This window comes from Heyndrickxia sporothermodurans, assembly GCF_003055045.1.
Classification (GTDB): domain Bacteria; phylum Bacillota; class Bacilli; order Bacillales; family Bacillaceae_C; genus Heyndrickxia; species Heyndrickxia sporothermodurans.
In genome coordinates, this window is sequence record NZ_NAZB01000002.1 from 103,033 (window position 1) to 129,229 (window position 26,197).

The window sequence follows — 26,197 nt, forward strand, 5'->3', positions numbered from 1 at the left end:
TACCTCTTGTTCTAATAGAACAAGAGGTTTTTTATTAGCTGTTTTTTCTTTAGTTTTTGCTTTAATAATATTATTGAAAGCACAGAGTGGATTGGAGCGGAAGGGTGCGAGACTCCTGCGGGATCAGCGGGACAGTAAGAAAAGCGGAAGCGCCTTGGTCAGCCCCGACAAGCAAATAACCTTCGACAAATGANNTCATTTGTCGAAGGTTATTTGACCTCGAGGGGCTAGGCGCTGGAGCTAGACAGGTGAGACACCGCGGGGAGCGAAGCGATGAGGAGGCTCACCGCCCGCCCCGCGGAAAGCGAGCACCCTGGAGCGGAAAGGAACGTTCAACGAAAACAACAAAAAACTAACCATTTACGAAAAAGTTTAAAAACCATTTATTTTGGATACTATGATTAAAGTGTAATCAAAAGAAGAAAAAATTTTATAAATAGAAAGTGATTTGTTTGACCTTTATTGACCATCAGTGTATGATAACATTACATAAGGATTTATTTTCCTTTGAATAAAAATTTGATAAAAATCTCGGCAACCATTCGCCGAGCCAATCAAAAAGGAGGAACAAGTATGAACTTAATTCCTACAGTTATTGAACAAACAAATCGTGGTGAACGTGCATATGATATTTATTCACGCTTGCTTAAAGACCGTATCATTATGCTTGGTAGTGCAATCGATGATAATGTAGCAAACTCGATTGTTGCTCAACTATTATTTTTAGATGCTGAAAACCCAGGTAAGGACATTTCCCTTTATATTAACAGCCCTGGTGGCAGTATCACAGCTGGTATGGCTATCTATGATACAATGCAATTTATCAAATCCGATGTATCAACAATTTGTACAGGTATGGCAGCATCTATGGGTGCTTTTTTACTAGCTGCCGGTGAAAAAGGAAAACGCTATGCCCTTCCAAATAGTGAAGTAATGATTCACCAACCACTTGGAGGTGCGCAAGGTCAAGCGACTGAAATTGAAATTGCTGCTAAACGTATTTTATTCTTACGTGAAAAATTAAATAAAATACTAGCTGAACGTACAGGCCAACCTCTAGAAGTCATTGAAAGAGACACTGATCGCGATAATTTCATGACAGCTGAAAAAGCAAAAGAATATGGTTTAATTGATCAAATTATTACACGTTCAGAAGAAAAAAAGTAAATTAAAGCGAAAAAGAACTGTACAAGTGACAGTTCTTTTTCTTTTATTCATTTTCAATAAATTTAGCTAACGTGTCTAAAGCTTCTGTTTCATCAGGACCATCTGCGCTTAAGCTAATCGTTGAGCCCACACCAGCTGCAAGACTCATTAATCCCATAATGCTTTTGGCGTTTACCTTTTTCCCATCTTTTTCAAGAAAAATCTCTGAAGAAAATCGATGGGCCTCCTGAACGAACAATGCTGCCGGGCGTGCCTGTAATCCGGTTTTTAGTTTAACTTCAACTTGTCTTTCTATCATTTATTCTTTATCCCCCTTTTTATTCAGCTTCAAATTATTTATTTTGCCATTGAATTTTTATCTATTTCTCCTGCTCGCAACTTATCAGCAATTTCGTCGATTTTTCGCAAACGATGATTAATGCCCGACTTGCTTATATTACCGGATGAAACCATTTCCCCTAATTCCTTTAAGGTGACATCTTGATACGCCACACGCAATTCCGCAATTTCCCTTAACTTATCCGGAAGAATTTGCAGCCCAACCGTTTCATCAATATACCGAATGTTTTCTACTTGTCTTAATGCTGCACCGATCGTTTTATTTAAATTTGCCGTTTCACAATTGACTAAGCGATTGACTGAATTTCTCATATCTCTTACAATTCTTACGTCCTCAAAGCGAAGAAGTGCATTATGGGCGCCAATTACATTTAAATATTCGGTAATTTTTTCCGCTTCTTTCAAATACGTAATAAACCCTTTTTTTCGTTCTAATGTTTTGCTATTCAAGTGAAAGAAATTCATAAGTTCACACAACGAATCATTATGTTCTTTATATAGTGAAAAAATCTCCAAATGATAGGATGAAGTTTCCGGATTGTTCACTGATCCCCCTGCAAGAAAGGCTCCCCGCAAATAAGACCGTTTACAACACTTTTTCTTAATCAATGCAGGTGAAATATGATGAATAAATGTAAATCCCTCACCTAAAATATCAAGATCCTCTAAAATTTCCTTTGCCTTTGTTCTCAATCTAACAATATACACATTATTTTTCTTTAGACGCATTTTCTTTCTAACTAATAATTCAACAGGAGTGTCATAAATCCTTTTAATTAATGTATAAATTCTTCTGGCGATTGCTGCATTTTCGGTTTGAACGTTTACGACCAAGATTTTATTTGAAAAAGACAATGAACCGTTCATACGAATAAGAGCAGATAATTCTGCTCGTGCACAGCAATCTTTAATTTGTAAATTAGTGAGCTCTTTTTTTGTTTCCGAAGCAAATGACATTCTTCATACCTCCTTTCCCTATTCTTTTTAGCAATCATCGATTTGACTACCAAATAAAAGGGGAGAAGCTTTTCATATAAAATGTAGGTAATGGAAATTATAATTAATCCCCGAGCTTCTTTATTTAGAATCTACATTCATTAAAGGCTGATCAAGTAATGAGTAAAGTATTTTAGCAACCTTTTCGGTATCATGACGGATGACTCCATCATGATAAGTGACGAATTTATCATAGATGACATCAATCCCAAGTGCTACTAATTTTTCGACGTCATAGACTACAGGTTTGGCAAGCTCTTCTTTGTATTTCTCCTGTATATTTGCCGGAATTTCCTCATTATTTACGAGTATCGTATCAATAAACGAACAATCCATATGATCATAAATCGCTTTCACATGATCACTTGCAGTGAAATCTAATGTTTCACCTGCTTGTGTCATTAAGTTACAAATATATACCTTTCTTGCTTTGGCATTACATACCTCTTTACCTAACTCTGGAACGAGTAAATTAGGTAAAATACTTGTATATAAGCTCCCCGGTCCAACAACGATTAAATCTGCTTTTCGAATAGCGCGAATGGTTTCTGGCATAGGATGGATGACTTCGGGAGTCAGAAAAACGCGTTTAATTTTCTTCCCGGAAAAAGGTATTTTTGACTCACCGGAGACAATTGTCCCATCTTCCATTTCTGCATGGAGAACGACACTCTGATTAGCAGCCGGAAGCACCTTGCCTCGCACATTTAACACTCTGCTCATTTCTTGTATAGCATGAACAAAATCACCGGTAATTGAAGTTAAAGCTGCAATAATTAAATTTCCTAACGAATGTCCTGCGAGCTCATTCGATGTCTTAAAGCGGTGTTGAAACATTTGTTCAATTAACGGTTCCACCTCCGAAAGTGCTGCCATGACATTTCTAATATCACCTGGTGAGGGAATATCCATTTCATCTCGGATTCGTCCTGAACTTCCTCCATCATCTGCTACTGTTACAATTGCTGTAATATCAACCGGATATTTTTTAATCCCTCTTAATAATACAGGTAATCCAGTCCCGCCGCCGATAATGACGATCCGCGGCTTTTTTTCTATGCTCATGTTGTTACCTTCCTTTTTTTAATATCACGATGTGTAATTCTAGTATGATAATCATTTTTAAAATATTGTCCAATATATTCTGTTAACGCTACGGAACGATGTTGTCCACCTGTACAGCCTATCGCAATGATTAATTGACTTTTTCCTTCACGCTTATAATGAGGAAGCATAAAGGCTAATAAGTCTATAACCTTTTCAAGAAATTTATTCGTTTCGTTCCATTTTAAAACATAGTCATAAACCTCTTGGTCAAGACCTGTTTTTGGACGCATATTTTCAATATAGAAAGGATTAGGAAGAAAACGGACATCGAACACTAAATCCGCATCTATTGGAATCCCATGTTTAAATCCAAACGACATAACATTGACGGTGAATATCGATTGTTTATTTATTGAGAACTCTTCTAGAATTTTTTCCCGCAACTCTTTCGGCTTTAATTCTGATGTATTAAAAATTATTTGCGCCCGTCCTTTAAGCTCTTCCAGAAGCATTCGCTCTTGACGGATTCCTTCTAGCGGTAAACCGGACGGAGATAATGGATGCATTCGTCTTGTTTCCTTATACCGGCGCACTAATACTGAATCATCGGCATCTAAAAAGAGAATACGCGGAGATACCCAGGAAGTTTCGGTTAGATCATCCAAAGCCTTGAATAAGTGCTCAAAAAATTCCCTTCCTCGCAAATCCATAACGAGTGCCACTTTATTCATTTTGTTGGTCGCGTCTTTCATTAGTTCCAAAAACTTCGGAAGCAGTGTAGGAGGCAAATTATCTACACAAAAAAAGCCGAGATCCTCAAAGCTTTGAATTGCAACGGTCTTACCAGCACCAGACATTCCAGTAATGATCACTAATTGAACATTATTTGCACCTGTGCTCATTCTTTCTCCTCCTAAAATTAGTTTCCAATACCGTGTCTATGTAATTAACTAGGATCTAATCGATACGATAGTAATTCAAATTCCGGTGTATAGGTAAAATTCCCATAAATGATCCCATTCCCGTGGATCACATAATCCAATATATGATAATCGCCCGCTGCCATTGGCAATTTGTTTATTTCCTTAATAGGATGCCATTTTAGAATGCCTTCCTCGGAGTATTGCAGAGGTTGGCCATCTCCTTCAGTTGACTTAAATGAAAACATCATCCATTCCGAAATGATGTCTTTGCCGTCTTTTATATTGAAAGTAAAAACACCTTTAAGTAGTGGTTGTTTAATATATATTCCCGTTTCTTCGCGAAATTCACGAATGACTGATTCACGAACAGATTCCCCCTGTTCCATTTTTCCACCAGGAGCAACCCACCAGTTTCTACTCGGTTTTTGTAAAAGCAACACCTTATCTTCTTTAATATACACATTATTAGTTACTCGTTGCATCGGCATCACCTCAGTAGGGTAAAAAAGTAAATTTCTTATATAAGTCACTTAATTATACTATTTTTAAAGGTTTCAAACAATGAAAGACAAAACATTCCATGTTAGTGAGTAAAAATCGAGAACAAAGGTGGTTAAAAGCAAAAAAAAGCATAGGCATTGAGCCTATGCTAACAAGGGATCTTATAAAAAAGGGGGTCAATTTCAACTACTTATATCATACCGAATGTTTATTTCAAGAGCGTTACAAAACAATGACTTTTTAGTTAAGGTTATATTCCTAAGAAAAAGTTCAGTCAACCCGATTGACATTCGTTACACGTGAAGCTTTTCTTTTAGTTCTTCTACATAGATTTGAGCATTTTGAGCTGCAATACTTCCATCACCTGTTGCAGTGACGATTTGGCGTAATGTCTTTTCACGTACATCCCCTGCTGCAAAAATTCCAGGAACTTTTGTAACCATATTTTCGTCGGTTACAATATAGCCAGCTTCGTTAGTAATCCCTAAATTTTGGAATGGCTTTGTTAGTGGAACCATTCCTATATAGATAAATACACCATCCGTTTTAAATTCCGTTTCCTCGCCATTTTCGGTTGAAATAAGAGTAACGGAACCAACCTTACCATTCTCTTCGTGTATTTCTTTAATTGTATGATTCCAAATAAAATCAACTTTCTCGTTAGAAAAGGCACGGTCTTGAAGAATTTTTTGGGCACGAAGCTGATCACGTCTGTGAATAATTGTTACTTTGCTTGCAAAACGTGTTAAATAAACTCCTTCTTCAACTGCAGAATCACCGCCACCAACGACAACTAATTCTTTGCCTTTGAAGAATGCACCGTCACAAACAGCACAATAAGAAACGCCGCGTCCACCTAATTCTTTTTCACCGGGAACACCAATTTTTTTATATTCCGCTCCAGTTGCGAGAATAATCGCTCTGGCTTTATATTCCTTTGCGCCCGCTTTGATTGTTTTGTATTCTTCCCCATCAACAATCTCTTTAATATCACCGTAAGCGTATTCTGCCCCAAATTTTTTCGCATGTTCAAACATTTTATTTGAAAGATCAGGTCCGAGAATGTGATCATACCCTGGATAATTTTCTACTTCCTCGGTATTGGCCATTTGACCACCCGGGATTCCACGTTCAATCATTAATGTTGATAAATTGGCACGTGATGTATAGACGGCTGCAGTCATTCCTGCTGGACCTGCACCTATAATGATGACATCATAAATTTTTTCCTCTGACATACTCAACACTCCTTAGCAAATGTCAAAAATAATCGTTATCGTATAGATTGTTTTTTGGAAATAACATAGTCCGTTTCTTTCCGCTGCAGGAGCTTGCTTTTTCGCGGTGAGAAGTCGAGCCTCCTCGGGCATTCGCCCTGCGGGGTCTCGACTTTTCCTCTATGTCCCGCTGGAGTCAAGCTCCTTTCGCTCCAATCCACTCTGTATTTATACAGAAAAAGCATTTAGAAAAGAACCTTTACTAGTCGACAGCTTTTCAATCTATTTAATGCTATAAGCATTCCCTAACTACCTCTATCCTATAAGACAAAGTCAGTTCCGTCCAAATATATGCTTACTTGCAATATTGGAGGACAATTTTTGTGTATTTTTGCAAGGTTGAGTTTGAAATTTCATAGGTTTTAGATATTTCTGCCTGAGATTTTTTCTCATGCTTTAATTTATTCCATAGATATTCCGTTGCAGCGGCAAATCCGCGTAGGTTTGTAAATTCTTGCCCATTTTTCACGCCTTCCAAGAAAACGGAAAACCACATTAGAAATAGGCCAGACGAAGCGGCGTCGATCGGATGATGCTTTTCATATAAAATATCCGCCACTTGATGTGCCCTTGAAATAATCCCATTCGGATCAAACTGTTTTTTTAAATCCGCATCAAGTACATTTGCTAAATAAACCTTTTCTGTGAGTGAAAATTCATCTAGCGATTTAAAATCAGGATGTGAAACCATTTCATCTTTACGAGTTGACTTTGATAGGATGAAAATCCCAAACAATCGTTCCTCCATATAATCACTACGCAGTTTTTTGAGTGTCGAAGTTACATCGTCTTCAAATCCTACTCCTTGCGCATTTCTATCATTCCATGGTTCCTGTCCTTCTTTTTCAGGATTAAGCTCTAATAATTGCTTCCACGCATTTTTCGCCGTTTGTTCGTGCCCGGTATAATATGCTGATTGTGCCAACCAATAATAATAACTGGAATCCCCTTCAAATCCATACTTTTTTAATTTATTCAGCCACATATAAGCTTGCTTGTATCTCCCTATTAATGCAAAGGTAGCACCTAATTTATATTTATGTTCAATCAATAGTGGCTTGACTTTTTCCAATCCTTCAAGTAAAACTTGCAGTTCTTGATCACGTCGTTGGTGATAAAGAAATACAGCTAAATTGCATATGCCATGCAGATTACCGGGATTTTTAACGAGGAGTTCGTCTAATACGGATGCTGCTTTATCCATGTCACCTAAATAGAAATATCCTAGTGCTAGGTTGTTATATGCAGACCAAAAGTCAGGAAACTCTTCGATTACATTAGTGAGAATTTCTACTGCTTTTTCAAAATTACCTGATTCAAGGAGTTGTCTTGCTTTATCTTGTTTTAAAATCAACTCATCCTTGATTGGAAAGTCATCCTCGCCATCTTCTTCCATCCCAACAATATAAAGCAAATCTTCCGCACACTCTATAAACTCACCGTATGGATCTGTATCGAGATATGAAGTTGCATAGTTTTTCGCCTCACTAAATAATCCAAGTTCAGCAAAATTATTCGCCAAAAAATAAAGACACTCGGTCATACTCGGATCAAGTTCCTCAAGAATTCGATTAAAGAGGTCATTAGATTCTTGGTATTGTTCTAATTGCATATATACTAAGCCAAGTTGACAAGCAATCATCGGTTCATATGGTTCCAGTTGAATTGCACGTTCAAGGTATTTCCTTGCGCCTGTCAAATCATGACGATGAAAAGCATTTATTCCTTTATTAAAATAATATTCTCCAGTAGGTATGAACGACAAGACTACTCCATTTTCTTGTCTTACCTTTGAGTCTTTTGCCATGAAAGTCCCTCACAAATCGTACATAGTTAACTTCTGTAGTATAACATATAAACGAACAATGATTAACAGTCAAACATTGTATATTAAAGAGGCAACCCTTCATAAAGCTTATACAACAAGAAAAAACCCCCTTAAAAAAATTAGGGGGATAGAATCTTCTTTACTTGCGTTTTTCCATTTCCTCTTTCGTATAGATTATTCGCATTGGATTACCACCAACGAATGCTCCGGCAGGTACGTCCTTATGAACGAGTGTACCCGCTGAAACAATTGCTCCATCCCCAATTTCGACACCGGGTAGGATTGTTGTATTTGCTCCAATCATTACTTCACTGCCAATTTTTACTTCTCCTAGACGATATTCTTTAATTAAATACTCGTGAGCAAGAATTGTTGTATTATAACCGATAACCGAATTCTCACCGACAGAAATTTTTTCCGGAAACATAACATCCAGCATGACCATCAGAGCGAAAGATGTTTTGTCCCCAACTTTCATTTTTAAAAATGTACGGTATAGCCAATTTTTCATCGATAGAAATGGGGTATATCTAGCGAGTTGAATCACTAGAAAGTTTTTGACTACCTTCCAAAATGGGACAGTCTTATACACATGCCACAAGGAATTAGCACCCGAAACAGGGTGACGACTAGTATTACGCATTAAACATGTATCCCTACGATTTTATTAGTCATAATAGAGCTCTTCCTTTCTATTTATGTATAAAAAAGGGGTTCCCGTAGTTGAATTGTTAACGGGGGAATCTTTCCTCCAACTACCTTTCAAATGCATTTTGAATATTATTTTTTGCAATTTCCCTACGATTCCAAATAAATCCGACGATCAGGGTTAATAGAATGGCCGTAAACAGCCGAATGAATAACAATGGTAAAACAGGAATTCCTAACGGGACAAAAATTAACGTATCTTCTACTACCGCGTGACAACCTACTAGAAATATAAATGCTAATGTCACGTCTTTTTTACTTACGCCATCTTCTTTTACCGCTTGAATCATCACTCCGGCACCGTAGGCTAAACCAAATAATAATCCGGCGGCTAGAGTAGTAGATGTGTTTTCTTTCATTCCAAGAATTCGGGTAAATGGTGCCATCATTCGCGAAAACCATTGTAAAACTTTTAAATCTTTTAAAATCTGAATCCCAACCATTAACGGAATAACGATAATCGCTAACTGATAAACGCCTAATGCAGCCTTTTCAACTGCATGCCAAGCAATTGCCCATATTCCGGACAATTGTTCATCCTGTGGGGCAATCATTCCGTACTGGGCCGTTTCATGTCCACCATGCCAAACAAGATTAATAAAAAGAGCTGACAAAATGGCTAATCCTACCCTGACAAGAATCATCACCCAAACCTTCACGCCCACCTTAACTGCTACACTTGATTCGATTAAAAGATTGTGTGCAAATGAAAGCATAACTGCGATCGTAAACACCTCTTTTACCGAAAGATCCACCGAAAGAATTCCTGCGATCCCCGCGTATAAGTTTAGAAAGTTACCAAGCACAATAGGAATGGCTGCATCCCCTGATAAACCGAAAATCCCCATTAAAGGCGAGATAAGTTTAATTATCCACGGTAACACGGGCGTATATTGTAAAACGGCTACAATTAAAGTAACAGGAAAAATTATTTTCCCCAATGTCCACGTTGTTTTTAAACCTGACCATATCCCTATTTTTAAAGACTGAACCATTTTTCATTTCTCCCCATCATTTGTTCTACTCACGATAGCGTTCTTTCGCCATTCCAGTTACTTTACGAATAATCCAAAGAACGATCGCAATGGCAACTAAAGCAATCGAAATCACTTGTGCCATTCTTAAATTGCTCGTAAGCATTAAACTGTCCGTCCTTAAACCTTCTACAAAGAAACGACCGATTGAATACCAAATAATATAGCTTAAGAAAAGTTCCCCTCTTCGCAAATTCACTCTTCTCAATAAAATAAGTATGATAAACCCAACAATATTCCAAATTGATTCATATAAAAATGTTGGCTGGTAGTATGTTCCATCAATATACATTTGATTAATAATAAAATCAGGTAAATGGAGATTTTCTAGAAATGAACGACTCACCTCACCGCCATGGGCTTCTTGGTTCATGAAATTTCCCCAGCGACCAATTGCTTGTCCGAGAATAATACTTGGCGCTGCAATATCCGCTAATTTCCAGAATGAAACCTTTTTTAACCGTGAAAAAATAATCGTTGTAATGATCGCGCCAATTAATGCACCATGGATGGCAATTCCGCCGTTCCAAATTTTAATAATGTCTTGCGGGTGTGTTGAATAATAATTATTCCATTCAAATATTACGTAATAAATACGGGCGCAAATAATTGAAATTGGAATCGCCCAGATTAACAGATCGGCAAACAAATCTTTATTAAGACCAAGTCTCTCGGATTCTTTCATTACCAGGTACAAACCAAGAGCAATACCTACTCCAATAATTATTCCATACCAATGAACCTCAAGCCCTCCTAATTTAAAGGCAATCGGATTCAAAGGTGTAATGTTTGATTCCATATGTATTTAACTCCTTCCCTCTTCTATGTAAATTCTACATTTCTTCCCGATCACCTTCATCAATAATGACATCTGCCAAACGATCGGTAAATTGTTGGGCGGCATTTACACCCATTCGTTTTAATCGGAAATTCATAGCTGCCACCTCAATAATAATCGCTAAGTTTCTTCCCGGTCGAACAGGGATTGTCAGCTTAGTTAATTCCGTATCAATGATTTTCATTTTTTCTTCGTCAAGGCCAAGGCGATCATAGTGCTTACTCTGATCCCATAATTCAAGATCAACAACTAAAGTAATTCGTTTATGACTTCTAACAGCACCTGCTCCAAACAAAGTCATGACATTAATAATTCCTAATCCGCGAATTTCAAGCAAATGTTCAATTAAATCAGGGGCATTACCAACAAGCGTATCGGTATCTTCTTGGCGAATTTCCACACAATCATCCGCTACAAGACGATGTCCCCGTTTCACAAGTTCTAAAGCGGCTTCACTTTTACCGACACCGCTTTTCCCAGTGATTAAAACGCCTACACCGTAAATATCAACTAGGACACCATGAACAGCTGTAGTTGGAGCTAGCTTAAACTCTAGATAATTCGTTAAATGGCTGGAAAACCGTGTCGTCTTCATTTTTGTACGCATGAGGGGAATAGAGTACTCCTCTGACGCCTCTATTAATTCTTCCGGGACATCCATTTCCCTTGAAATAATGATTCCCGGCGTAATATCATTACAAAGTTTTTCTAAACGAATTTTTCGTTCAGTTGGATCCAATCGCTCACAAAAAGTAATTTCTGTCATCCCTAACAGCTGGATTCTATCAGCCGGATAATAATTAAAAAAACCAGCCAACTCTAACCCTGGACGTGAAATATCACTCGTTGTAATTGGTCGATGGATCCCTTCCTCACCACTAATTAATTCTAAATTAAATTTTTTAATTATATCCTCTATACGAACCTTTGCCAAATTGGCATCCTCCCTTAAAACCGACTATGACTATTTTCATCAGTCTGGAATATTAAACTTTCTTTATTTTAGCATTTTACCACTATTTAAGACCACCCCAAATACCTCATTCATTTGCTAAGGGTACCGAAAACGAAGTGAAATTCATATTATGAAAGTGAGACATAATGAAAGGAGAAGATTATGTTGAAGATTATGCTTGATGCGGGTCACGGACCGAATACTCCTGGAAAAAGAAGTCCAGATAATTATAAAGAATTCTCATTTACAAGTTCTGTAGCCGATCATGCGAAAGCATTACTTGAAACATATGAAAATGTTTCGGTTTACTTCGCACACTCCAAAAAAGAAGATGTTCCATTAAAGGAAAGGACAGATAAAGCAAATCGCTTAAAGGTCGACTGTTACGTAGCCATTCATGCAAATGCTTACGGAACAACTTGGACAAGTGCAAACGGCATTGAAACGTATGTATATTTAACAAAGCCGAAGGAAGCAGTTGCTCTTGCAAATAAAGTTCAAAAAAATCTGATCATCGCTACCGGACTTGCTGACCGAGGAGTTAAAACAGCGGATTTTCATGTGCTTCGAGAAACGAATATGACAGCCATTCTTACCGAATGTGGATTTTATACGAATAAAAGCGAACTCAAACTAATCCGCTCAGAATCGTATCAAAAAACATGTGCAGAAGCAATTGTAAAAGGTATTGTTGATCAATACAAGCTTAAAAAGAAGAAAGCAACAACACCTCCGAAGAAAGAAGCAAAACCAAAGGAGCTATATAGGGTCCAAATTGGTGCCTTTGCAGAAGAAAAAAATGCAGAAAGGCTGTTAAAGGAATTAAAGGATAAGGGGTACGATCCTGTGATCGTGAAGGATAAGTAAAAGATATCACCAAAAATAAAGGACAGGAAATTATTCCTGTCCTTTATTCATCACGATTATTAGAAAAAACAGCTTTTTGGATAATGAGATTAGCTATTGACATGATGATAGCTACCAAAAACGCAGTGCCAAAGCCTTCAAAATTAAAAGCATCTCCCATCAAACGGTCAGTCATCATTAATGTAATAGCATTTATGACAAACAGAAAGATCCCTAATGTAATAATGGTAATCGGAAACGTTAAAATAATTAATATTGGGCGTACAAGTACATTTAATATGGATAAAATAAAACTAGCAACGACAGCTGAACCAAAGCTCGATACTTCAAATCCCTCAAAATACCCTGCCATGGCGACAAATAGTAAAGCATTAATTAATATACCTAATAACCATCTCATCTAACAACAACCTTTACAATTAAGAGTACGAGTATTCTATTTATAGTTTATGCACAAAAATGAAGATATTCCTAGAACATGCGATTTAATAACCTATTCTTTTATTTCTCCTTCATTATCATTCTTTTCTTCTGAATGGACAGGCTCATTCTGCCCTTCTGAATGAACAGGTTCGGTGCTTCGACTATCAACCTTTTCATTATTTTGAACAATAATATTACCTGTTCGTGTTTCAGCAAAAATGTGGATAGGTTTTTCAGTCAAAGAACTGCGTTTAAATCTGACTTGTTTCTGGACCATTTCCTTCTTCTCTTCAATTACATCAATGTTCTCAAGAGTAATTTTGACATTCCCTAAATTTGATTTACAATCTCCCTCTATGCCTACGTCAGATGGAAGATAAACATTGATGTTACCAGAAACTGCTTTTAAATGAAGTGTTTCTGTCATTTCATTGTTTAAAACAGAACTTAAATTTCCATTTAATGTTTGCAAATCAATTGTTTCATATTCACCTTCAACATCAATGCTGCCATGCATTGTTTCCGCTGAAAAACGACCGGCAGTTGAGTCAGTTACAAGAACTTTGCCGTTCACTGTTTCCGCGTCTAATTTATCGGATTTCATGTTTTTCAAAACAATTTTACCATTAGCTGTCTTTGCTTTTAAATCAACTCCTGACAAACCTTCTCCAGTGACACTTCCATTAAATGTACGAATCGATACTTTTTCATAATCATTTTTTGGAATGTAAACAATCGTATCTACTTTCATCCACTTCGATTGAGTTGAAAAACGAAGCAAGCCGTTTTCTAAATAAAATGAACTATTGTCAATAAAGAAAGCTCTCGCTTCATCGCGGTTATCTTTGCGATATACCCTTGCTTGGCACTCTACACGTACATCTGGTTGGTCCCATGCTTTTACTTCAACATGACCATTTGCAACGTCAACATCAATATTGGTTAATGTCACATTTGCTTGTTGGTAAACATGAGGGATATCAACAGATTGATTAAAATTCAAATCGATATCTTTTATTTTTTTGAAAGCTGTATTCACAAAATCCATAATTTTATCTTTTGCATCATTGAATTGTGATGAGTAGTTATCCTCTGTTTGCTCATTGGAGTATTGCTGTTTTTCTTGATATTTTTCCTGATGAGCCTGATTCGTTTCGGGTACTTTTTCACTTTTATTTTCTAACGCGTCTAATAAAATGAGTGCCTCTTCTGTTGACAACTTCCCTTCCTTTACCATTCCAATAATTTTTTTTCTTTCTTCCTGCATGAAAAACCCCTCCAATTTAAATGTAATTTGACATTAAAATTGCACCAATTTTTTATGTTAACTGATCGTATTCTTTATCCTTTTTACGATTAAAGGACTTGATAAGTTTCATTTAGCTTTATTTTCACACATTCACTTAAATCGTTCATCAGTCTTAAGATGGAGTTAATGCTAAACAGCTAAAAAATAACGTAAACCACCTCTTTCCTCCAATTATTTGTATAAATCAAAAACCTTATGATAAAAATTAAATAATAACTAAGTAAAGTTGAGGGAAAATTTATGTTCAAGGTAAAAAACAAAAACCGCCCGATAACCTATAATTCTTTAGGCTATCATATCGTTGATAACAAATTAGAAAACAGAACAAAACCATCAAAAGTTACTGTCATCACCCCGGTATATAATTCTGAAAAGCATTTAAGAAAAACAATTGATTCCGTAATTAATCAGTCAATTGGATTCGAAAATATCGAATATATACTAATTGATGATTGTTCGACTGATTCCTCAAGAGATATCCTCTTAGATTATTCTTCAAAATTCGATAACATTATTGTTGTATTTTTAAAATGTAATACAGGAACACCAGGTAAGCCGCGCAATATTGGCATTCATTTGTCAACTTCTAAATACATCACCTTTTTAGATGCAGATGATTGGCTTGAACCTACTGGCATAGAATCACTACATAACATTTTAGAAGAAACAGGAAGTGATTATGTCGTTGGCAAAACGATTCAATATCGTTCGGCTGGTACGAAAATAATTGGAGAACATGAATCTTGTAAAGAAAGAAGAGCGGTATCACCATTTTCCATTCCCCATATCTTTCATCATTTAGGGCCAAGAGCACGAATGATTAGAGCGAGCGTAATAAAAGAAAATCAGATTCAATTTCCGGAAATGAAGTTTGCGGAGGATAAACAATTTTTCATCGACGTTTTAACCCATTGCAACACAATTTCAACAACAAAAACTCCGATTTATTATTTAAATCGACTTGATAATCAACAAACACGATTAACAAATCAAACAAATATTATGCAAAAAACAGAATGTAACCTAAAAGTTATAAACTATATTATTAACAAAAATCTCGAGTTGGAAAAAGAGCAAATGATCTTAAATCGATTATACGAATATGATTGTATCGAAAGATTTTTTGCGACACCACATTTTCAAAAAACGAAGCTCAAGCGAGTTTATTATTATAAACTTAACAAGGTTTTAAAAACGACAAAAGGATTAAGATACGAGTTTTCTGATCACTTTCTCCAGCCGATAAATAAAGTGGTTTATGAGCTTTTCCGTCAAAAAAATTATAAAGAACTTGAAAAGCTATTTGAATGGAATAAGAAGGAAAAAGTTAAGGATGTGTTGATTAAGGATAATCTTCCCTACATTATATCTCCATTACTTGAAGATGAACACAAATATATTCGCATTCCTCTGTTTGCTAAATTTAAGGAAGACTATTTTACTGACGATACATATAAACTTAATTTTTTCGTATACGGAGAAAGACGGGATAAAATAACTGAAGTAATTATTAAAGATGGAAAAAATGCTTTTCGAGAGTATTCACTACCTGTTATGATCGACGAGTCCGGTTACGGAAGACTAGAAATTGATTTGAATTTTTTAAACAAGCTTCCCACATCAACCTACTCCATCTTTTTAAGATATGATGAGTATATGAAAATTAATATTAGGAAGCTTACGAAAAATCAAATTGAACACCAATTTCAAAATCGAAAATTTATTTTTCACAATACCGTTTATTCAAATGTAGGATTAAAAATAAAAAGGGTTGTCTGAGAAGTGAGACAACCCTTTTTGGTCTAATATTATGAACTATATTCCTTTAGTTTGCTTCGTTTTTCGAGGACAATTTGTTTAAAGTTACGTTGTTCCTCTTTGGACATTGCTTTGAATTCTTTTAGGAATTTTTCATACTGCGGAATAATTTCCTTAATCGTTCCATACTCTTTTACCTCACCAGCTTCAAGCCATAGCGCTTTTTGACAAAACTTTTTGACTTGACCAATTGAATGGCTAATAAAAAAGATTGTTTTCCCTTTTTCTTTGAACTCATTCATTTTGTCCAAACACTTATCAGTAAATGTTTGATCCCCAACCGATAAAGCTTCGTCAATAACTAAAATATCCGGATCAATATTGACCGATATGGCAAACCCTAAACGAGACTTCATCCCGCTTGAATACTTTTTCACCGGCTGATCAATAAAATTCCCGATATCCGCAAACTCAATAATTTCCGGCATTAACTCCCGAATTTCCTTTTTATTAAAACCAAGCATTAAACACTTCAATTCAATGTTTTCTCTACCTGTTAATTCATTGTTCAATCCTGAATTAATGGCGATTAACGATGCTTGCCCTTTAATTTCAATCGTTCCGGAAGTCGGAGGAATAACACCCGTAATTAAATTCGACAAGGTCGACTTTCCGGCGCCATTTACCCCAATAACACCTATTACGTCCCCATGATCTGCTGTAAAATTAATGTTTTGCAAAGCAAAGAAATCTTCACCGTAGCCATCGGGAAAAATAATATCTAATAATTTTTCTGAGTTCTTATTATACATTTTATATTTCTTCGTTACTTTTTCAAAAATAACTGAATGACTCATAATTTCTCTCCATTACGTTTAGTAAGTTCTTTCTTAATTAAAGATAGAAGTTATAAGAAATCTACAAAACGGTCTCTAAATTTAACATGTAGAATCGATCCGAAAAATAATAATACAAGAATTATACCCCAAAAATATAGGGAGTATTCCCAATGCTCAACGGGATACCAGGATAATCCTAAGATTGATGCACGGTATCCTTCGATGAGATAGAATAATGGATTAAGTTTCATAATCGCAACAATCCTACTATCCATGTTATAAGGCGGCCATAGAATTGGCGATAAATAAATTAAAATCCGTACAAGAGATGTAATCAACATCTGAAAGTCTCGTACAATGGTTGTTAATGTTGAAGTTATTAATGACAAAGTTATTAAAAAGATCACCGTTGCAATAATAAAATATGGCAATTGCAAATAATGAATATTAATTGGGTAACCGAGAAATTGAAAAATCACAAGAACAACCGCAAGCAGCATTAAATGCTGATACAGTTTTGCAAATATCACATAAGTAGGTATAACACTCATCGGGAAGCTCATTTTCGAAATCATCCTAATTCGACTATAAATAGACTTCGATCCTTGAGTAATCGATTGATTTACGAAAAACCATACAACAATACCAGAGAGCATCCATGGGAAATAAGGAATCTTATGCCCATATAATTCAACAGCTTGCCGGCCACCATTACTATGAAGTATTCCATATCCGAACACAAACCAATAAATCGATATTTGAATCATCGGATTAATGATTTCCCACAATATCCCTAAATAATGATTTCGATTTGCACTTTTTAATTCATAAACAGACAAACGTCTTGCAAGATAAAAGCTATTAATTTGTTCTTTAATGACTGTTGTTACAGAACGCATGTAATAATCCTTCCTGAGCATATTATTTTCTCAAATATTGCAAGTAATAGTATATAACTTTTTAAGTAAACTTCCTAGTTCTGAATAAATTTTGTACGCATTCAAGAAAAATTAAAGGCCTTTTCCAGTTTTTATTCTGAGAAAAGACCTTTTGCTCAATATTCTCATATACAATAATTACCCATTATTAACCGAAAATAAATCATTTTTTATTTTAGATGTTGAAATTCCAATTGTACGGGGTAAATAAACAACTTCACAATAATCCTTTAGGAAGTCAAATTTCCCTTTCCAATCATCACCCATAACAAAAATATCAATATCATGCTCTTTTATGTCTTCAATTTTTTGTTCCCAATTATTTTCAGGAATAACTTCATCTACATACCGAATAGATTCTAAGATCATTTTTCTATTTTCATAACTATGATAGGCTTTTTTATCCTTTAATTCATTAAATTTGTCCGTTGAAATGGCAACAACTAAGTAATCCCCAAGTTCCCTAGCACGCTTTAACAAGTTAATATGGCCCCAGTGTAGAAGATCGAAGGTTCCATATGTTATTACCTTTTTCATAACAAAACACACTTCCTTATTTTTAAAATATAAAAACATTCGACAAAATTACTGGATATTTGCAATGTTATTCACTAATTATAATTGAATATCAATATAATTTAAACCACAATTTTATTGTTTGAAAATTCAAATCTTAATAATCTTATTTGGAATAGTATGTTTCTTTGTTAATTTCTTTATCACATAAATATTTTACCAATTTTTGACTCGAACTACCATGTGAAAACTCATTCCATTTTAATGAAAATTCTCGTATTTTTTGATAGTCTACTGAATTTGATTTAATCCATTTAATAACCTCGGACGTATCCTTCGCCACCGGTCCTGGAACCATTTCTTCATATGATTCCCATAATCCTCTATTTTGTTGATAGGATTCTAAGTCATACGCAAAAAAGATCATTGGCCTATTTAGTAACGCAAATTCAAATGGAACTGATGAATAATCGCTGATTAAGATATCTGTTATGATTAAAAGCTCATTAATATCTACATATGAGGAATAATCAAAAACGAACCCAGGAAATGTTCCTTCGTATGAAATAATATTTTTTATTGCTGGATGTAATCGAAGAAGTACAACATACTCATTTCCCAATCTCTCATAAACCAAACGTAAATCTAAAGTTAATTTGTGTGTATCTAACTGCCCATCTCGAAAAGTTGGTGCATATAAGATAACCTTTTTGTTTCTTAAAAATGGATTTGCATTTAGTAATTTTGAACGAATTCGATTCATTTCAAGCACATTAAAAAACAGGTCGGTTCGTGGAACTCCCGTTTTCAACATTTGATTTTCCGAAACACTAAATGCTTCCTTGAAAATATTCGCCATCTTTTCTGAACCGACTACAATTTTATCAAATTGCTTATATACATGTAAAAATCGATTCAAATCTTTTTTACTGCGCAAGAACGTTGCTTGATCCTGTAGTCCAAATTTTTTTATTGCACCGGCAGCATGCCATACTTGAATGCATTCGACTTCTTTCTTCAATTGAATACATGATAAAAAACCGTAATAATTATCAATAATGATAAATTTTGATGTAGCCAAATGGTAAATAGATTTAATTTCCGTAAGCGGATGAAATGTTTCAAAGGGTATGGTCACAGCTCGTTCAAAATTTCCAAAATCATATTTACATGTCTTCTTATATAAAAACACAATTTTATGACTAAAACCTTGTTTAATCATTTCATCATAGATATAAAGGGCATTATCTCCAAAAGAAATAACAAATGTAGTTTTATTTTTTAATGGTATAGTACTGAAGATGATGAAAAATAGTTTAAAAAATGTCAAATACCCCCATATAAGAATATCTCTCATAAATTTTTTCACTAATTTGATCTTCCTTTACAACTTTATTTCTCTTTATATTGGAATACTTGATGAACTACTCTTTTGGTGGATATTCCTTTCTCCAAGTAACAAAATCTAGAATAAAATTCAGCAAATGATGAAGGCATCTCGAAATCTTCTCGTTCCATATCTTTAATTGTTTCAATTACTTCCTCCGATGTTTTAACTAAAGGTCCGGGAGCTTTTTTTTCAAAATCAAAATAAAAACCTCTTAAATGATCTCGGTAATTTTCAATATCATATACATAAAAGATCATCGGCCTTTTTAGGTTGGCAAAATCAAAAAATACTGAAGAATAATCCGTAATTAAAAGATCTGAAATAAGGTATAGATCCCTAATATCATTATATTGTGATACATTGTAAGCAAAACCATTATAGATACTTAAATCAAGATTTGCAGCTATTAAATAATGTGTCCTTAATAGAATGACATATTGGTCGCCTAATTGCTCCCTTAACAGTTCTATGTCTAATTCAAGATTAAATTCATAGTGACCATTCTGATTGAATTGATCATCTCTCCAAGTTGGAGCATATAATAAAACTTTCTTATCAAACGGTATCCCGATTTTTTCTTTTAATTTCATGGTTTTTTCTGGATTATTGTTAGTGTACAGATAATCGTTTCTCGGATACCCGGATTCAATTACAGTATTATGAAAATTAAAAGCACGTTTAAAAATATTCGTGGAATATTCATTTGGTGAAATAAGAAAATCCCAATTAGCCGATTCCTTATGGAAATCCTTTTTGTATTTTTCAGTTGTTGTTCCTGCCATATGGACTTCTTCCATGTCAGCAGCAAGCCTTTTCAATGGGGTTCCATGCCACGTTTGAAGGTAAACTGTATTTCTTGGTTTTGGTATCCATAAAGGCATTCGACTATTTGTCACCCAATATCCTGCATGTGCCATTAAAAACAACCATTTTATTGAAAACCTTTTAATATATTTTATATTTTGTTCTTGAAAATTGTGGATATATCTAGGATCTATACTCCAATACATTTGATAATCTACATTTTCTTTTAACAAATATTCATATATCGCTCTTGGATTGCAGCTATACTGCTTTCCAAGAAAGCTTTCAAACATTATTAGCTTTTTATTTTTAGGGATTAGACTTACTAGTTTAAAAACAATAAGATATAATTTTTGAACAAAAGAATGTTTTTTAAATTTCACTAATATTTTTTTTAACATTATACAATTCCTTTTTTTATCTTTTCCACCCCATATTTTATATCATTAATTAAAATATAAAATTGGGATTTGAAACCTAAAACTCACCTTATTTATTCTATAATATTCTCATTAAATTAAAAAGTAGCCTCAACCACAATAGGGAAGCTACTTTTTTCAACAATTACGTAAGGAACTTATTATTAATTATTTACTGAGAGTAAATCTTCTTGGATTTGAGATGTAGAAATCCCATTAATCCTTGGTAAATAAACAACTTCACAATATTCTTTTAGAAAGTCAAACAATAAAAGAATATTTTTAAAAAATAATTGTAACCTAAATTATTTAAAATACAAGAAACATTATATTATTTTTCGGCACTAATTTCAACAGATTTATTATTACCAAAATATTTATGAAAAAAGAAGTTCCCACTAAATAGTCATTCCTATTTATATTAAAAGCTAAATTTTCATTTTTTTGTGTAGTATGGTTGTATTACTAATTCCAAAAAAGTTCATAAATTTTTTCTGTTAAAGTTATTTTGACCTTTTCTCTAACTCACAAGAATGTGAATCCATGTTTAATATTCCTTCTATTTTTAACCTCATGGTTTTATCTTACCAGTCCAATTTTTTTTAAAAAACCAGTCTTTTTTTCTGTTTTATTATTTATAGTTGGCTTTACTTGGAATGCAAGGTTATTTTTATTTTTTGTTAAATAAGGTACAATTATCAAATCATTTTTCGATTTAACCCATTTTTTTTCTAAATATACGCTATCATTTTCATCAATCGTTACTCTACCTAAAAAAGAAAAATTACTCCATTGTAAAACTATTGCCAAATCCCATCTTCCTTGAAATACTTTGTTATGAAAATTAAGTTCACCTTCAACTTCAAATAAAGAATCATCACTAGTTAAAAGTTTTGCATCATTAATAATTTCTTCTCCAGATGATCTCTCTACTATTTTCCAAAATACTTTTATTTCGTCAAGATAATTTGAAGGATTTTCTCCTTTATATAATAGATTTCCTTTGATCTTATAAATCCCATTATTGCTGTCTTCTACTTCAAAACTATCTAATTCAAAACTCATATTGGATATAGGGCTTCTTTTATCCTTTTGTTCTATTACTGTTTGAAATAAATTAGACCATCTATTTATAAAATTTTCTTCGTTAAATTTTATTACACTATTATAAGAATTGATTCTCATTTCTTTTTGAAGCAAAGGATTTTTAAAAAGTACTACTATCTTTTCTGCGAGATGCTCCCACTCATTTGCTTTCACTAGATATCCATTATATTCATTTTGAATCATATCGCTTGGTCCGTATTTAATATCGTAACTAATTACTGGACAACCATTAGCTAAACTTTCCAAAACAACCATTCCGAAGCCTTCATGATCACTTGTTAATAAAGAAACATTAGCCGATTTGTAAATTTCCGCAACATTATTTGTAAACCCTTTTAAAAAAACATTATTTATAAGATGTAGCTGTTTAATTAGTTTCCTTAAATTTTCTTCTTCAGGGCCAAAGCCGTATATATCCAATGTAGCATTAGGAAATTCTTTGCATACTAAAGCAAAAGCTCTTATTGCATGGTCTAACTGTTTTACTTCTCTGTACCGTGCAATTATTACTGCTTTATATTTTTCTTCTCCATCAAATACTCCAATGTCATTTGGTCTACCATAAGCATGCGGGATAACAAAATAATTGTTTCTATGTCCAAATTGTTCCTCAACATCTTTTTTTTGTCCTTCGGTTAATAATACAATTCCATCCGTTTTTTCTGCATTATTAAAAATAAAACGGTGGCCCAGTCTAAGTTTAGAACCCGGTTCGTACGGCGGTCTAATATGTATGCTATGAATGACATTTATCGTAAAAATATTTTTTTTGTCTAGTAAAGCTGTTTGATCCTCATTTCGTCCATCTACTATAAAAAAGTGATTAAATTGATCTTCGGTTAATTGTGTTAGCCAAAACTGCTTTAACTCAAGATCACTAAAGAATACCTTTTTTATTTCACCTTTTTCATTAAACCATATTACTTTTTCAACACGACTTGAGGATTTATCTAATTTATGCCATTTACTCATAAAACAGTTTCCTAGTTCATCAAAAAACAATTCTTGCTTAGGAAGATTGTGTAAAAAGTCATAATAAGTAGTCTTTCTTATTCTCCCAAAGTCATCAAATTCTTCCCTTCTTGTTCTTGATCGATTTTCATTAACATAATCAATAAATTTCAATTTACCATTTGGTTTTTCGAAGCTTTTATATTTAACATATAACCCATTATTAAAATATCTATATGCATTTTTACCTTTTACCTTTTCTGCAAAATACCCATTTTCTTTTTCTTGAATGACATGATCATCTATATTATTTTTATAAAGAGAATCATTTGATCTATTTTTAAAAAAGTCATACATATTTAAAATCTTTATTTTCTCATTAATTTTATTTAGTTCCCATAAACGATTAATGATACCTTCATAATCAGGATTATAATCGAATGTCAAAATTGTTGAATCTACTCCAACCTTTTCAGTAAATATTCTAGCTCGCTGAAGCATACTATTTGTTAAACCACCAAAATCATACTTTATAATACTTACCAAAAAGTAATATTTAGAATTCATCGGAAACATAATTTACACTCCTAATAGGTTAATAGGTGCTAAAAACAATTATATTATATACTATCCCAAATGACCAAATTTAAAAAATACTTTCAAAAGAAAGTATTTTTTAAATTAACTCGACTATTTAAATACCCTTTCAACAACATTTTTAGCAGCTTTACCATTATCCCAATTACAGAATCTATTATAGAATTTGTCATATTTCTCTTTATATTTTTCATTCACTAAATCAATATTCTTTATGGATTCTATTACAGCATCTGTTGTTTTTAAAATTGGTCCAGGTACCTCTTCTTCAATATTTATATAGAATCCTCTTAAGGTATCCCTATACTTTTCCAAGTCATATGCATAGAATAAAATAGGTCTTTGTAAATTAGCATAATCAAAGAATACGGATGAATAGTCTGTAATTAGTATATCTGAAAGTAAATACAATTCCGCAATATCATCATACTTGGATAAATTAAATGCAAAGTTATCAAGCCCTGATGTTTCTATTTCATCTGCAATAAAATAATGCATTCTTAAAACAATTACATAATCATTTCCTAATTCTTCTTTTAGTTTATAAAGATCGAGTTTAAGATCAAACTTATATTTACCTGGCTGATAAAATTCATCGTCTCTCCAAGTCGGAGCGTATAAAATAATTTTTTTATCAACGGGAATTCCTAGTCTCTCTTTTATTGTTTTTGTAATTTGTAGTTTATTGGGACTGTAGAGAATATCATTTCTTGGATAACCAAATTCCAGCATTTCTTTATTAAACTTAAATGCTCTTCTAAAAATATCTGAAGAGTACTGGTTAGGAGAAATTAAATAATCCCATCTTCTAGATTGTAAATAAAAATGTTTTTTATAATTAGGATTGGCTGAATGAACATCATTCATATCAAAAACTAATTTTTTCAAAGGGGTCCCATGCCACGTTTGGAGATAAATATTCCCTTCCCTTTTCTTGAGTCTTAAAGGCATTCTAGAGTTACTAACCCAATATTTAGAAGTTGCTAAATAGTAGTAATAAGCTATACTAAATCGTTTAATTTGTTTTGCATTACCTGGGATCTTTTTACCAGGTTCATTAAATATCCAAATATATTCATAATCCATATTTTCCTTTACCATGTATTCATAAATATATTTAGGACTGTCCGAATAGTTTTTACCTAAAAAGCTTTCAAAAACAATTCTATTTTCTTTCATCGGCCTTTGCATAAATATTGAACGATAAAAATAATTATATAAATTCGTTCTACCCTTTAAAGCTTTTTTAATTTCACTAAACCTTAAATGCCATTTTAGTGAATTTGAATATTTACTTTTTTGTTCATTCATTAATTGTTTAATTTCTTTACGGATAACAAAATGCTTTCTTTTAAGAATTTTATTATCAACTAATTTAGCCGATTTTGACACTTCATTAAAATAATCATTCATGTTTTGTGAATCTTTAAAGAATAAGATTATTGTCCTTCGATAATAATTTAAAAAATGACTATCTAAATACTTTGTTGCAATCCAAAAGTCGGAATACTGCTGTTTTAACTTTGAATAAATTTTCAAAAAGTCAACAATTCTTTCCTCTCTTCCAAGTTGTGAAAGCGATGGATTAGTGATTGGGTCATTCCTTTTTCTTTTAAAATAAATCGCTTGTTTTAAATAAAGCATAGTATCAATTTTTTCTAGAATAGGTACAATTAGTGAAAAGTCTGAATAACACTTTACATCTTCGGAGAACTTTAATTGGTTTTCTCTTATAAAATCAATTGAAATTAAACGATTTAACATAGTTCTATTTTTAAAAAGTTTTGTTCGCTTCTTTTTATATATTAAAACCTCATAATTGTTCTCTTCTATTTGCATAGCCTCATTGGCTTTATTAATCTTCTTTGTTTTTCCACTAATTATCTGGTAATCCCCGATATTTTCTACTAATAATTGTAAAGTACTTTTTTCTATATAATCATCGCTGTCTAGAAAATAAACGTAATCCCCGGTTGCCTTCTCTAATCCAAAATTCCTAGCGGCACCTACACCTTTTCTTTGGACAAAATCATGACAAACTACTCTATTATCTATTTTTGAAAAAGATTCAATTACTTCTTTACTTCGATCTGTCGACCCATCATTTATTAACAATATTTCTAAGTTATTGTACGTCTGATTCAATACTGAATTAATGCATTGTTCCAAGAACTCTGCAGTATTATAAATCGGTACAATAACAGTAATCTTCTTTGCCATATAAAAATCAACACCTCTTATTATGTAGAAAAAATTTTTTTCCAATTATATAATGCATATTATTTCTAAAAATATTTATTGAATGCAGAGATTGTAACATATAAAAAATACCTATAAGTGATTATACTAAACAATATTATCATAAACGAGAAATTTTTTTCTATATACTAATCAATTTTAAACTTTTTCGAAATTTCCCCAACTCATTTACACAATAAAAGAGGCTGGGACAAAACCCACCTCTGAGATGAAAAAGCCGGTGAATTTTTACGACGAGTAAAATTTCACCGGCTTTGATTATTTTTTGAATAAAAATAAGGACCACTTCTGATAAAATTAAGTTACCACACCAAATAAAATCAGAAAGAAGGATCCTTATGTTTAAAAATTATACCATGAATCAATTAGTTTTGCCTTTAGATTTAGAAGTAAAGTTACAAAAAAAT

General features: G+C 33.4%; 22 protein-coding genes and 2 pseudogenes. 3 read left to right on the forward strand and 21 right to left on the reverse strand.

The features are described from left to right. Nucleotides 1-540 precede the first annotated feature (540 nt). Nucleotides 541-1,167 carry an ATP-dependent Clp endopeptidase proteolytic subunit ClpP gene (gene clpP / locus B5V89_RS00495; protein ID WP_268766454.1) on the forward strand — a complete coding sequence of 209 codons (627 nt, stop codon included), beginning with the start codon at nt 541-543 and terminating at the stop codon, nt 1,165-1,167. Nucleotides 1,168-1,210: 43 nt separating this feature from the next. On the opposite strand, the gene B5V89_RS00500 is transcribed toward clpP, so the two are convergent. The 11 genes from B5V89_RS00500 to hprK all read right to left on the reverse strand — a co-directional run bounded on the left by B5V89_RS00500 (nt 1,211) and on the right by hprK (nt 11,592). Next, a complete protein-coding gene (locus B5V89_RS00500) occupies nt 1,211-1,465 on the reverse strand; it encodes an HPr family phosphocarrier protein (RefSeq protein WP_066230377.1) in 255 nt (84 codons plus the stop codon). Between the two features lie 38 nt (nt 1,466-1,503). Beyond that, entirely contained in the window at nt 1,504-2,463 is a 960-nt protein-coding gene (gene whiA, locus B5V89_RS00505) for a DNA-binding protein WhiA (protein WP_107920643.1), read from the reverse strand. Nucleotides 2,464-2,583: 120 nt separating this feature from the next. Beyond that, nucleotides 2,584-3,567, reverse strand: a complete 984-nt coding sequence (locus B5V89_RS00510) for a gluconeogenesis factor YvcK family protein (protein WP_280523945.1) — start codon at nt 3,565-3,567, stop codon at nt 2,584-2,586. After that, nucleotides 3,564-4,451, reverse strand: coding sequence for an RNase adapter RapZ (gene rapZ, locus B5V89_RS00515; protein WP_066230371.1), 888 nt, complete (start codon nt 4,449-4,451; stop codon nt 3,564-3,566). The genes B5V89_RS00510 and rapZ overlap by 4 nt, the downstream gene beginning before the upstream one ends. 44 nt (nt 4,452-4,495) lie before the next feature. Beyond that, nucleotides 4,496-4,954, reverse strand: a complete 459-nt coding sequence (locus tag B5V89_RS00520; protein WP_066230369.1) for an 8-oxo-dGTP diphosphatase — start codon at nt 4,952-4,954, stop codon at nt 4,496-4,498. Nucleotides 4,955-5,266: 312 nt separating this feature from the next. Then, nucleotides 5,267-6,211: a thioredoxin-disulfide reductase gene (gene trxB / locus B5V89_RS00525; protein ID WP_066230366.1), complete on the reverse strand. Its 945-nt coding sequence runs from the start codon at nt 6,209-6,211 to the stop codon at nt 5,267-5,269. A gap of 334 nt (nt 6,212-6,545) precedes the next feature. Then, entirely contained in the window at nt 6,546-8,057 is a 1,512-nt protein-coding gene (locus tag B5V89_RS00535) for a tetratricopeptide repeat protein (RefSeq protein ID WP_108069997.1), read from the reverse strand. A gap of 160 nt (nt 8,058-8,217) precedes the next feature. Then, entirely contained in the window at nt 8,218-8,721 is a 504-nt protein-coding gene (locus tag B5V89_RS00540) for an acyltransferase (RefSeq protein WP_066230361.1), read from the reverse strand. 112 nt (nt 8,722-8,833) lie between these two features. Continuing rightward, nucleotides 8,834-9,781, reverse strand: a complete 948-nt coding sequence (locus tag B5V89_RS00545; RefSeq protein WP_066230359.1) for a nucleoside recognition domain-containing protein — start codon at nt 9,779-9,781, stop codon at nt 8,834-8,836. A gap of 25 nt (nt 9,782-9,806) precedes the next feature. Then, entirely contained in the window at nt 9,807-10,619 is an 813-nt protein-coding gene (gene lgt, locus B5V89_RS00550; RefSeq protein WP_108069999.1) for a prolipoprotein diacylglyceryl transferase, read from the reverse strand. A gap of 34 nt (nt 10,620-10,653) precedes the next feature. Then, complete coding sequence (hprK, locus tag B5V89_RS00555) at nt 10,654-11,592, reverse strand: HPr(Ser) kinase/phosphatase (RefSeq protein WP_066230353.1); 939 nt, start codon at nt 11,590-11,592, stop codon at nt 10,654-10,656. Nucleotides 11,593-11,775: 183 nt separating this feature from the next. Between hprK and B5V89_RS00560 the strand changes: the two genes are divergently transcribed. Next, the gene (locus B5V89_RS00560) at nt 11,776-12,480 is read left to right on the forward strand and encodes an N-acetylmuramoyl-L-alanine amidase (protein WP_341118621.1); all 705 of its coding nucleotides are present in this window, start codon (nt 11,776-11,778) and stop codon (nt 12,478-12,480) included. Nucleotides 12,481-12,523: 43 nt separating this feature from the next. Here B5V89_RS00560 and B5V89_RS00565 read toward each other — a convergent pair whose 3' ends face one another. Together B5V89_RS00565 and B5V89_RS00570 are read right to left on the reverse strand one after the other, a co-directional pair. Continuing rightward, on the reverse strand, nt 12,524-12,880 hold the full coding sequence (locus B5V89_RS00565; RefSeq protein WP_108070001.1) for a phage holin family protein: 357 nt from the start codon (nt 12,878-12,880) through the stop codon (nt 12,524-12,526). A 93-nt stretch (nt 12,881-12,973) separates the two neighbouring features. After that, nucleotides 12,974-14,170: a DUF4097 family beta strand repeat-containing protein gene (locus B5V89_RS00570; RefSeq protein ID WP_108070003.1), complete on the reverse strand. Its 1,197-nt coding sequence runs from the start codon at nt 14,168-14,170 to the stop codon at nt 12,974-12,976. 282 nt (nt 14,171-14,452) lie between these two features. Between B5V89_RS00570 and B5V89_RS00575 the strand changes: the two genes are divergently transcribed. Beyond that, nucleotides 14,453-15,991, forward strand: a complete 1,539-nt coding sequence (locus B5V89_RS00575; RefSeq protein ID WP_108070005.1) for a glycosyltransferase family 2 protein — start codon at nt 14,453-14,455, stop codon at nt 15,989-15,991. Nucleotides 15,992-16,020: 29 nt separating this feature from the next. Here the strand turns inward: B5V89_RS00575 and tagH are convergent, their stop codons facing one another. The 8 genes and pseudogenes from tagH to B5V89_RS00615 form a co-directional block, all read right to left on the reverse strand. Continuing rightward, nucleotides 16,021-16,827, reverse strand: coding sequence for a teichoic acids export ABC transporter ATP-binding subunit TagH (tagH, locus tag B5V89_RS00580; protein WP_108070007.1), 807 nt, complete (start codon nt 16,825-16,827; stop codon nt 16,021-16,023). 50 nt (nt 16,828-16,877) lie between these two features. Continuing rightward, entirely contained in the window at nt 16,878-17,708 is an 831-nt protein-coding gene (locus B5V89_RS00585; protein WP_066230338.1) for an ABC transporter permease, read from the reverse strand. Between the two features lie 177 nt (nt 17,709-17,885). After that, nucleotides 17,886-18,284 (reverse strand): glycerol-3-phosphate cytidylyltransferase, encoded by a 399-nt coding sequence (gene tagD, locus B5V89_RS00590; RefSeq protein WP_108070009.1) that lies wholly within the window; start codon nt 18,282-18,284, stop codon nt 17,886-17,888. Nucleotides 18,285-18,429: 145 nt separating this feature from the next. After that, entirely contained in the window at nt 18,430-19,632 is a 1,203-nt protein-coding gene (locus B5V89_RS00595) for a CDP-glycerol glycerophosphotransferase family protein (RefSeq protein WP_244913421.1), read from the reverse strand. Nucleotides 19,633-19,655: 23 nt separating this feature from the next. Beyond that, nucleotides 19,656-20,885 (reverse strand): annotated as a pseudogene (locus B5V89_RS00600) (CDP-glycerol glycerophosphotransferase family protein); the annotation flags it as partial. 155 nt (nt 20,886-21,040) lie between these two features. Next, nucleotides 21,041-21,142, reverse strand: a pseudogene (locus tag B5V89_RS20350) (glycerol-3-phosphate cytidylyltransferase); the annotation flags it as partial. 313 nt (nt 21,143-21,455) lie between these two features. Next, on the reverse strand, nt 21,456-23,510 hold the full coding sequence (locus B5V89_RS00610) for a glycosyltransferase (protein ID WP_108070013.1): 2,055 nt from the start codon (nt 23,508-23,510) through the stop codon (nt 21,456-21,458). A 114-nt stretch (nt 23,511-23,624) separates the two neighbouring features. Then, on the reverse strand, nt 23,625-25,751 hold the full coding sequence (locus tag B5V89_RS00615) for a bifunctional glycosyltransferase/CDP-glycerol:glycerophosphate glycerophosphotransferase (RefSeq protein ID WP_108070015.1): 2,127 nt from the start codon (nt 25,749-25,751) through the stop codon (nt 23,625-23,627). Nucleotides 25,752-26,197: the final 446 nt, after the last annotated feature.

Bases quoted from the DNA above. Each gene is read 5' to 3' on its own strand.
- B5V89_RS00500 (WP_066230377.1), bottom strand. From the start codon at position 1,465: ATGATAGAAAGACAAGTTGAAGTTAAACTAAAAACCGGATTACAGGCA.
- whiA (WP_107920643.1), bottom strand. From the start codon at position 2,463: ATGTCATTTGCTTCGGAAACAAAAAAAGAGCTCACTAATTTACAAATT.
- B5V89_RS00510 (WP_280523945.1), bottom strand. From the start codon at position 3,567: ATGAGCATAGAAAAAAAGCCGCGGATCGTCATTATCGGCGGCGGGACT.
- rapZ (WP_066230371.1), bottom strand. From the start codon at position 4,451: ATGAGCACAGGTGCAAATAATGTTCAATTAGTGATCATTACTGGAATG.
- B5V89_RS00520 (WP_066230369.1), bottom strand. From the start codon at position 4,954: ATGCAACGAGTAACTAATAATGTGTATATTAAAGAAGATAAGGTGTTG.
- trxB (WP_066230366.1), bottom strand. From the start codon at position 6,211: ATGTCAGAGGAAAAAATTTATGATGTCATCATTATAGGTGCAGGTCCA.
- B5V89_RS00535 (WP_108069997.1), bottom strand. From the start codon at position 8,057: ATGGCAAAAGACTCAAAGGTAAGACAAGAAAATGGAGTAGTCTTGTCG.
- B5V89_RS00540 (WP_066230361.1), bottom strand. From the start codon at position 8,721: ATGCGTAATACTAGTCGTCACCCTGTTTCGGGTGCTAATTCCTTGTGG.
- B5V89_RS00545 (WP_066230359.1), bottom strand. From the start codon at position 9,781: ATGGTTCAGTCTTTAAAAATAGGGATATGGTCAGGTTTAAAAACAACG.
- lgt (WP_108069999.1), bottom strand. From the start codon at position 10,619: ATGGAATCAAACATTACACCTTTGAATCCGATTGCCTTTAAATTAGGA.
- B5V89_RS00560 (WP_341118621.1), top strand. From the start codon at position 11,776: ATGTTGAAGATTATGCTTGATGCGGGTCACGGACCGAATACTCCTGGA.
- B5V89_RS00565 (WP_108070001.1), bottom strand. From the start codon at position 12,880: ATGAGATGGTTATTAGGTATATTAATTAATGCTTTACTATTTGTCGCC.
- B5V89_RS00570 (WP_108070003.1), bottom strand. From the start codon at position 14,170: ATGCAGGAAGAAAGAAAAAAAATTATTGGAATGGTAAAGGAAGGGAAG.
- B5V89_RS00575 (WP_108070005.1), top strand. From the start codon at position 14,453: ATGTTCAAGGTAAAAAACAAAAACCGCCCGATAACCTATAATTCTTTA.
- tagH (WP_108070007.1), bottom strand. From the start codon at position 16,827: ATGAGTCATTCAGTTATTTTTGAAAAAGTAACGAAGAAATATAAAATG.
- B5V89_RS00585 (WP_066230338.1), bottom strand. From the start codon at position 17,708: ATGCGTTCTGTAACAACAGTCATTAAAGAACAAATTAATAGCTTTTAT.
- tagD (WP_108070009.1), bottom strand. From the start codon at position 18,284: ATGAAAAAGGTAATAACATATGGAACCTTCGATCTTCTACACTGGGGC.
- B5V89_RS00610 (WP_108070013.1), bottom strand. From the start codon at position 23,510: ATGTTTCCGATGAATTCTAAATATTACTTTTTGGTAAGTATTATAAAG.
- B5V89_RS00615 (WP_108070015.1), bottom strand. From the start codon at position 25,751: ATGGCAAAGAAGATTACTGTTATTGTACCGATTTATAATACTGCAGAG.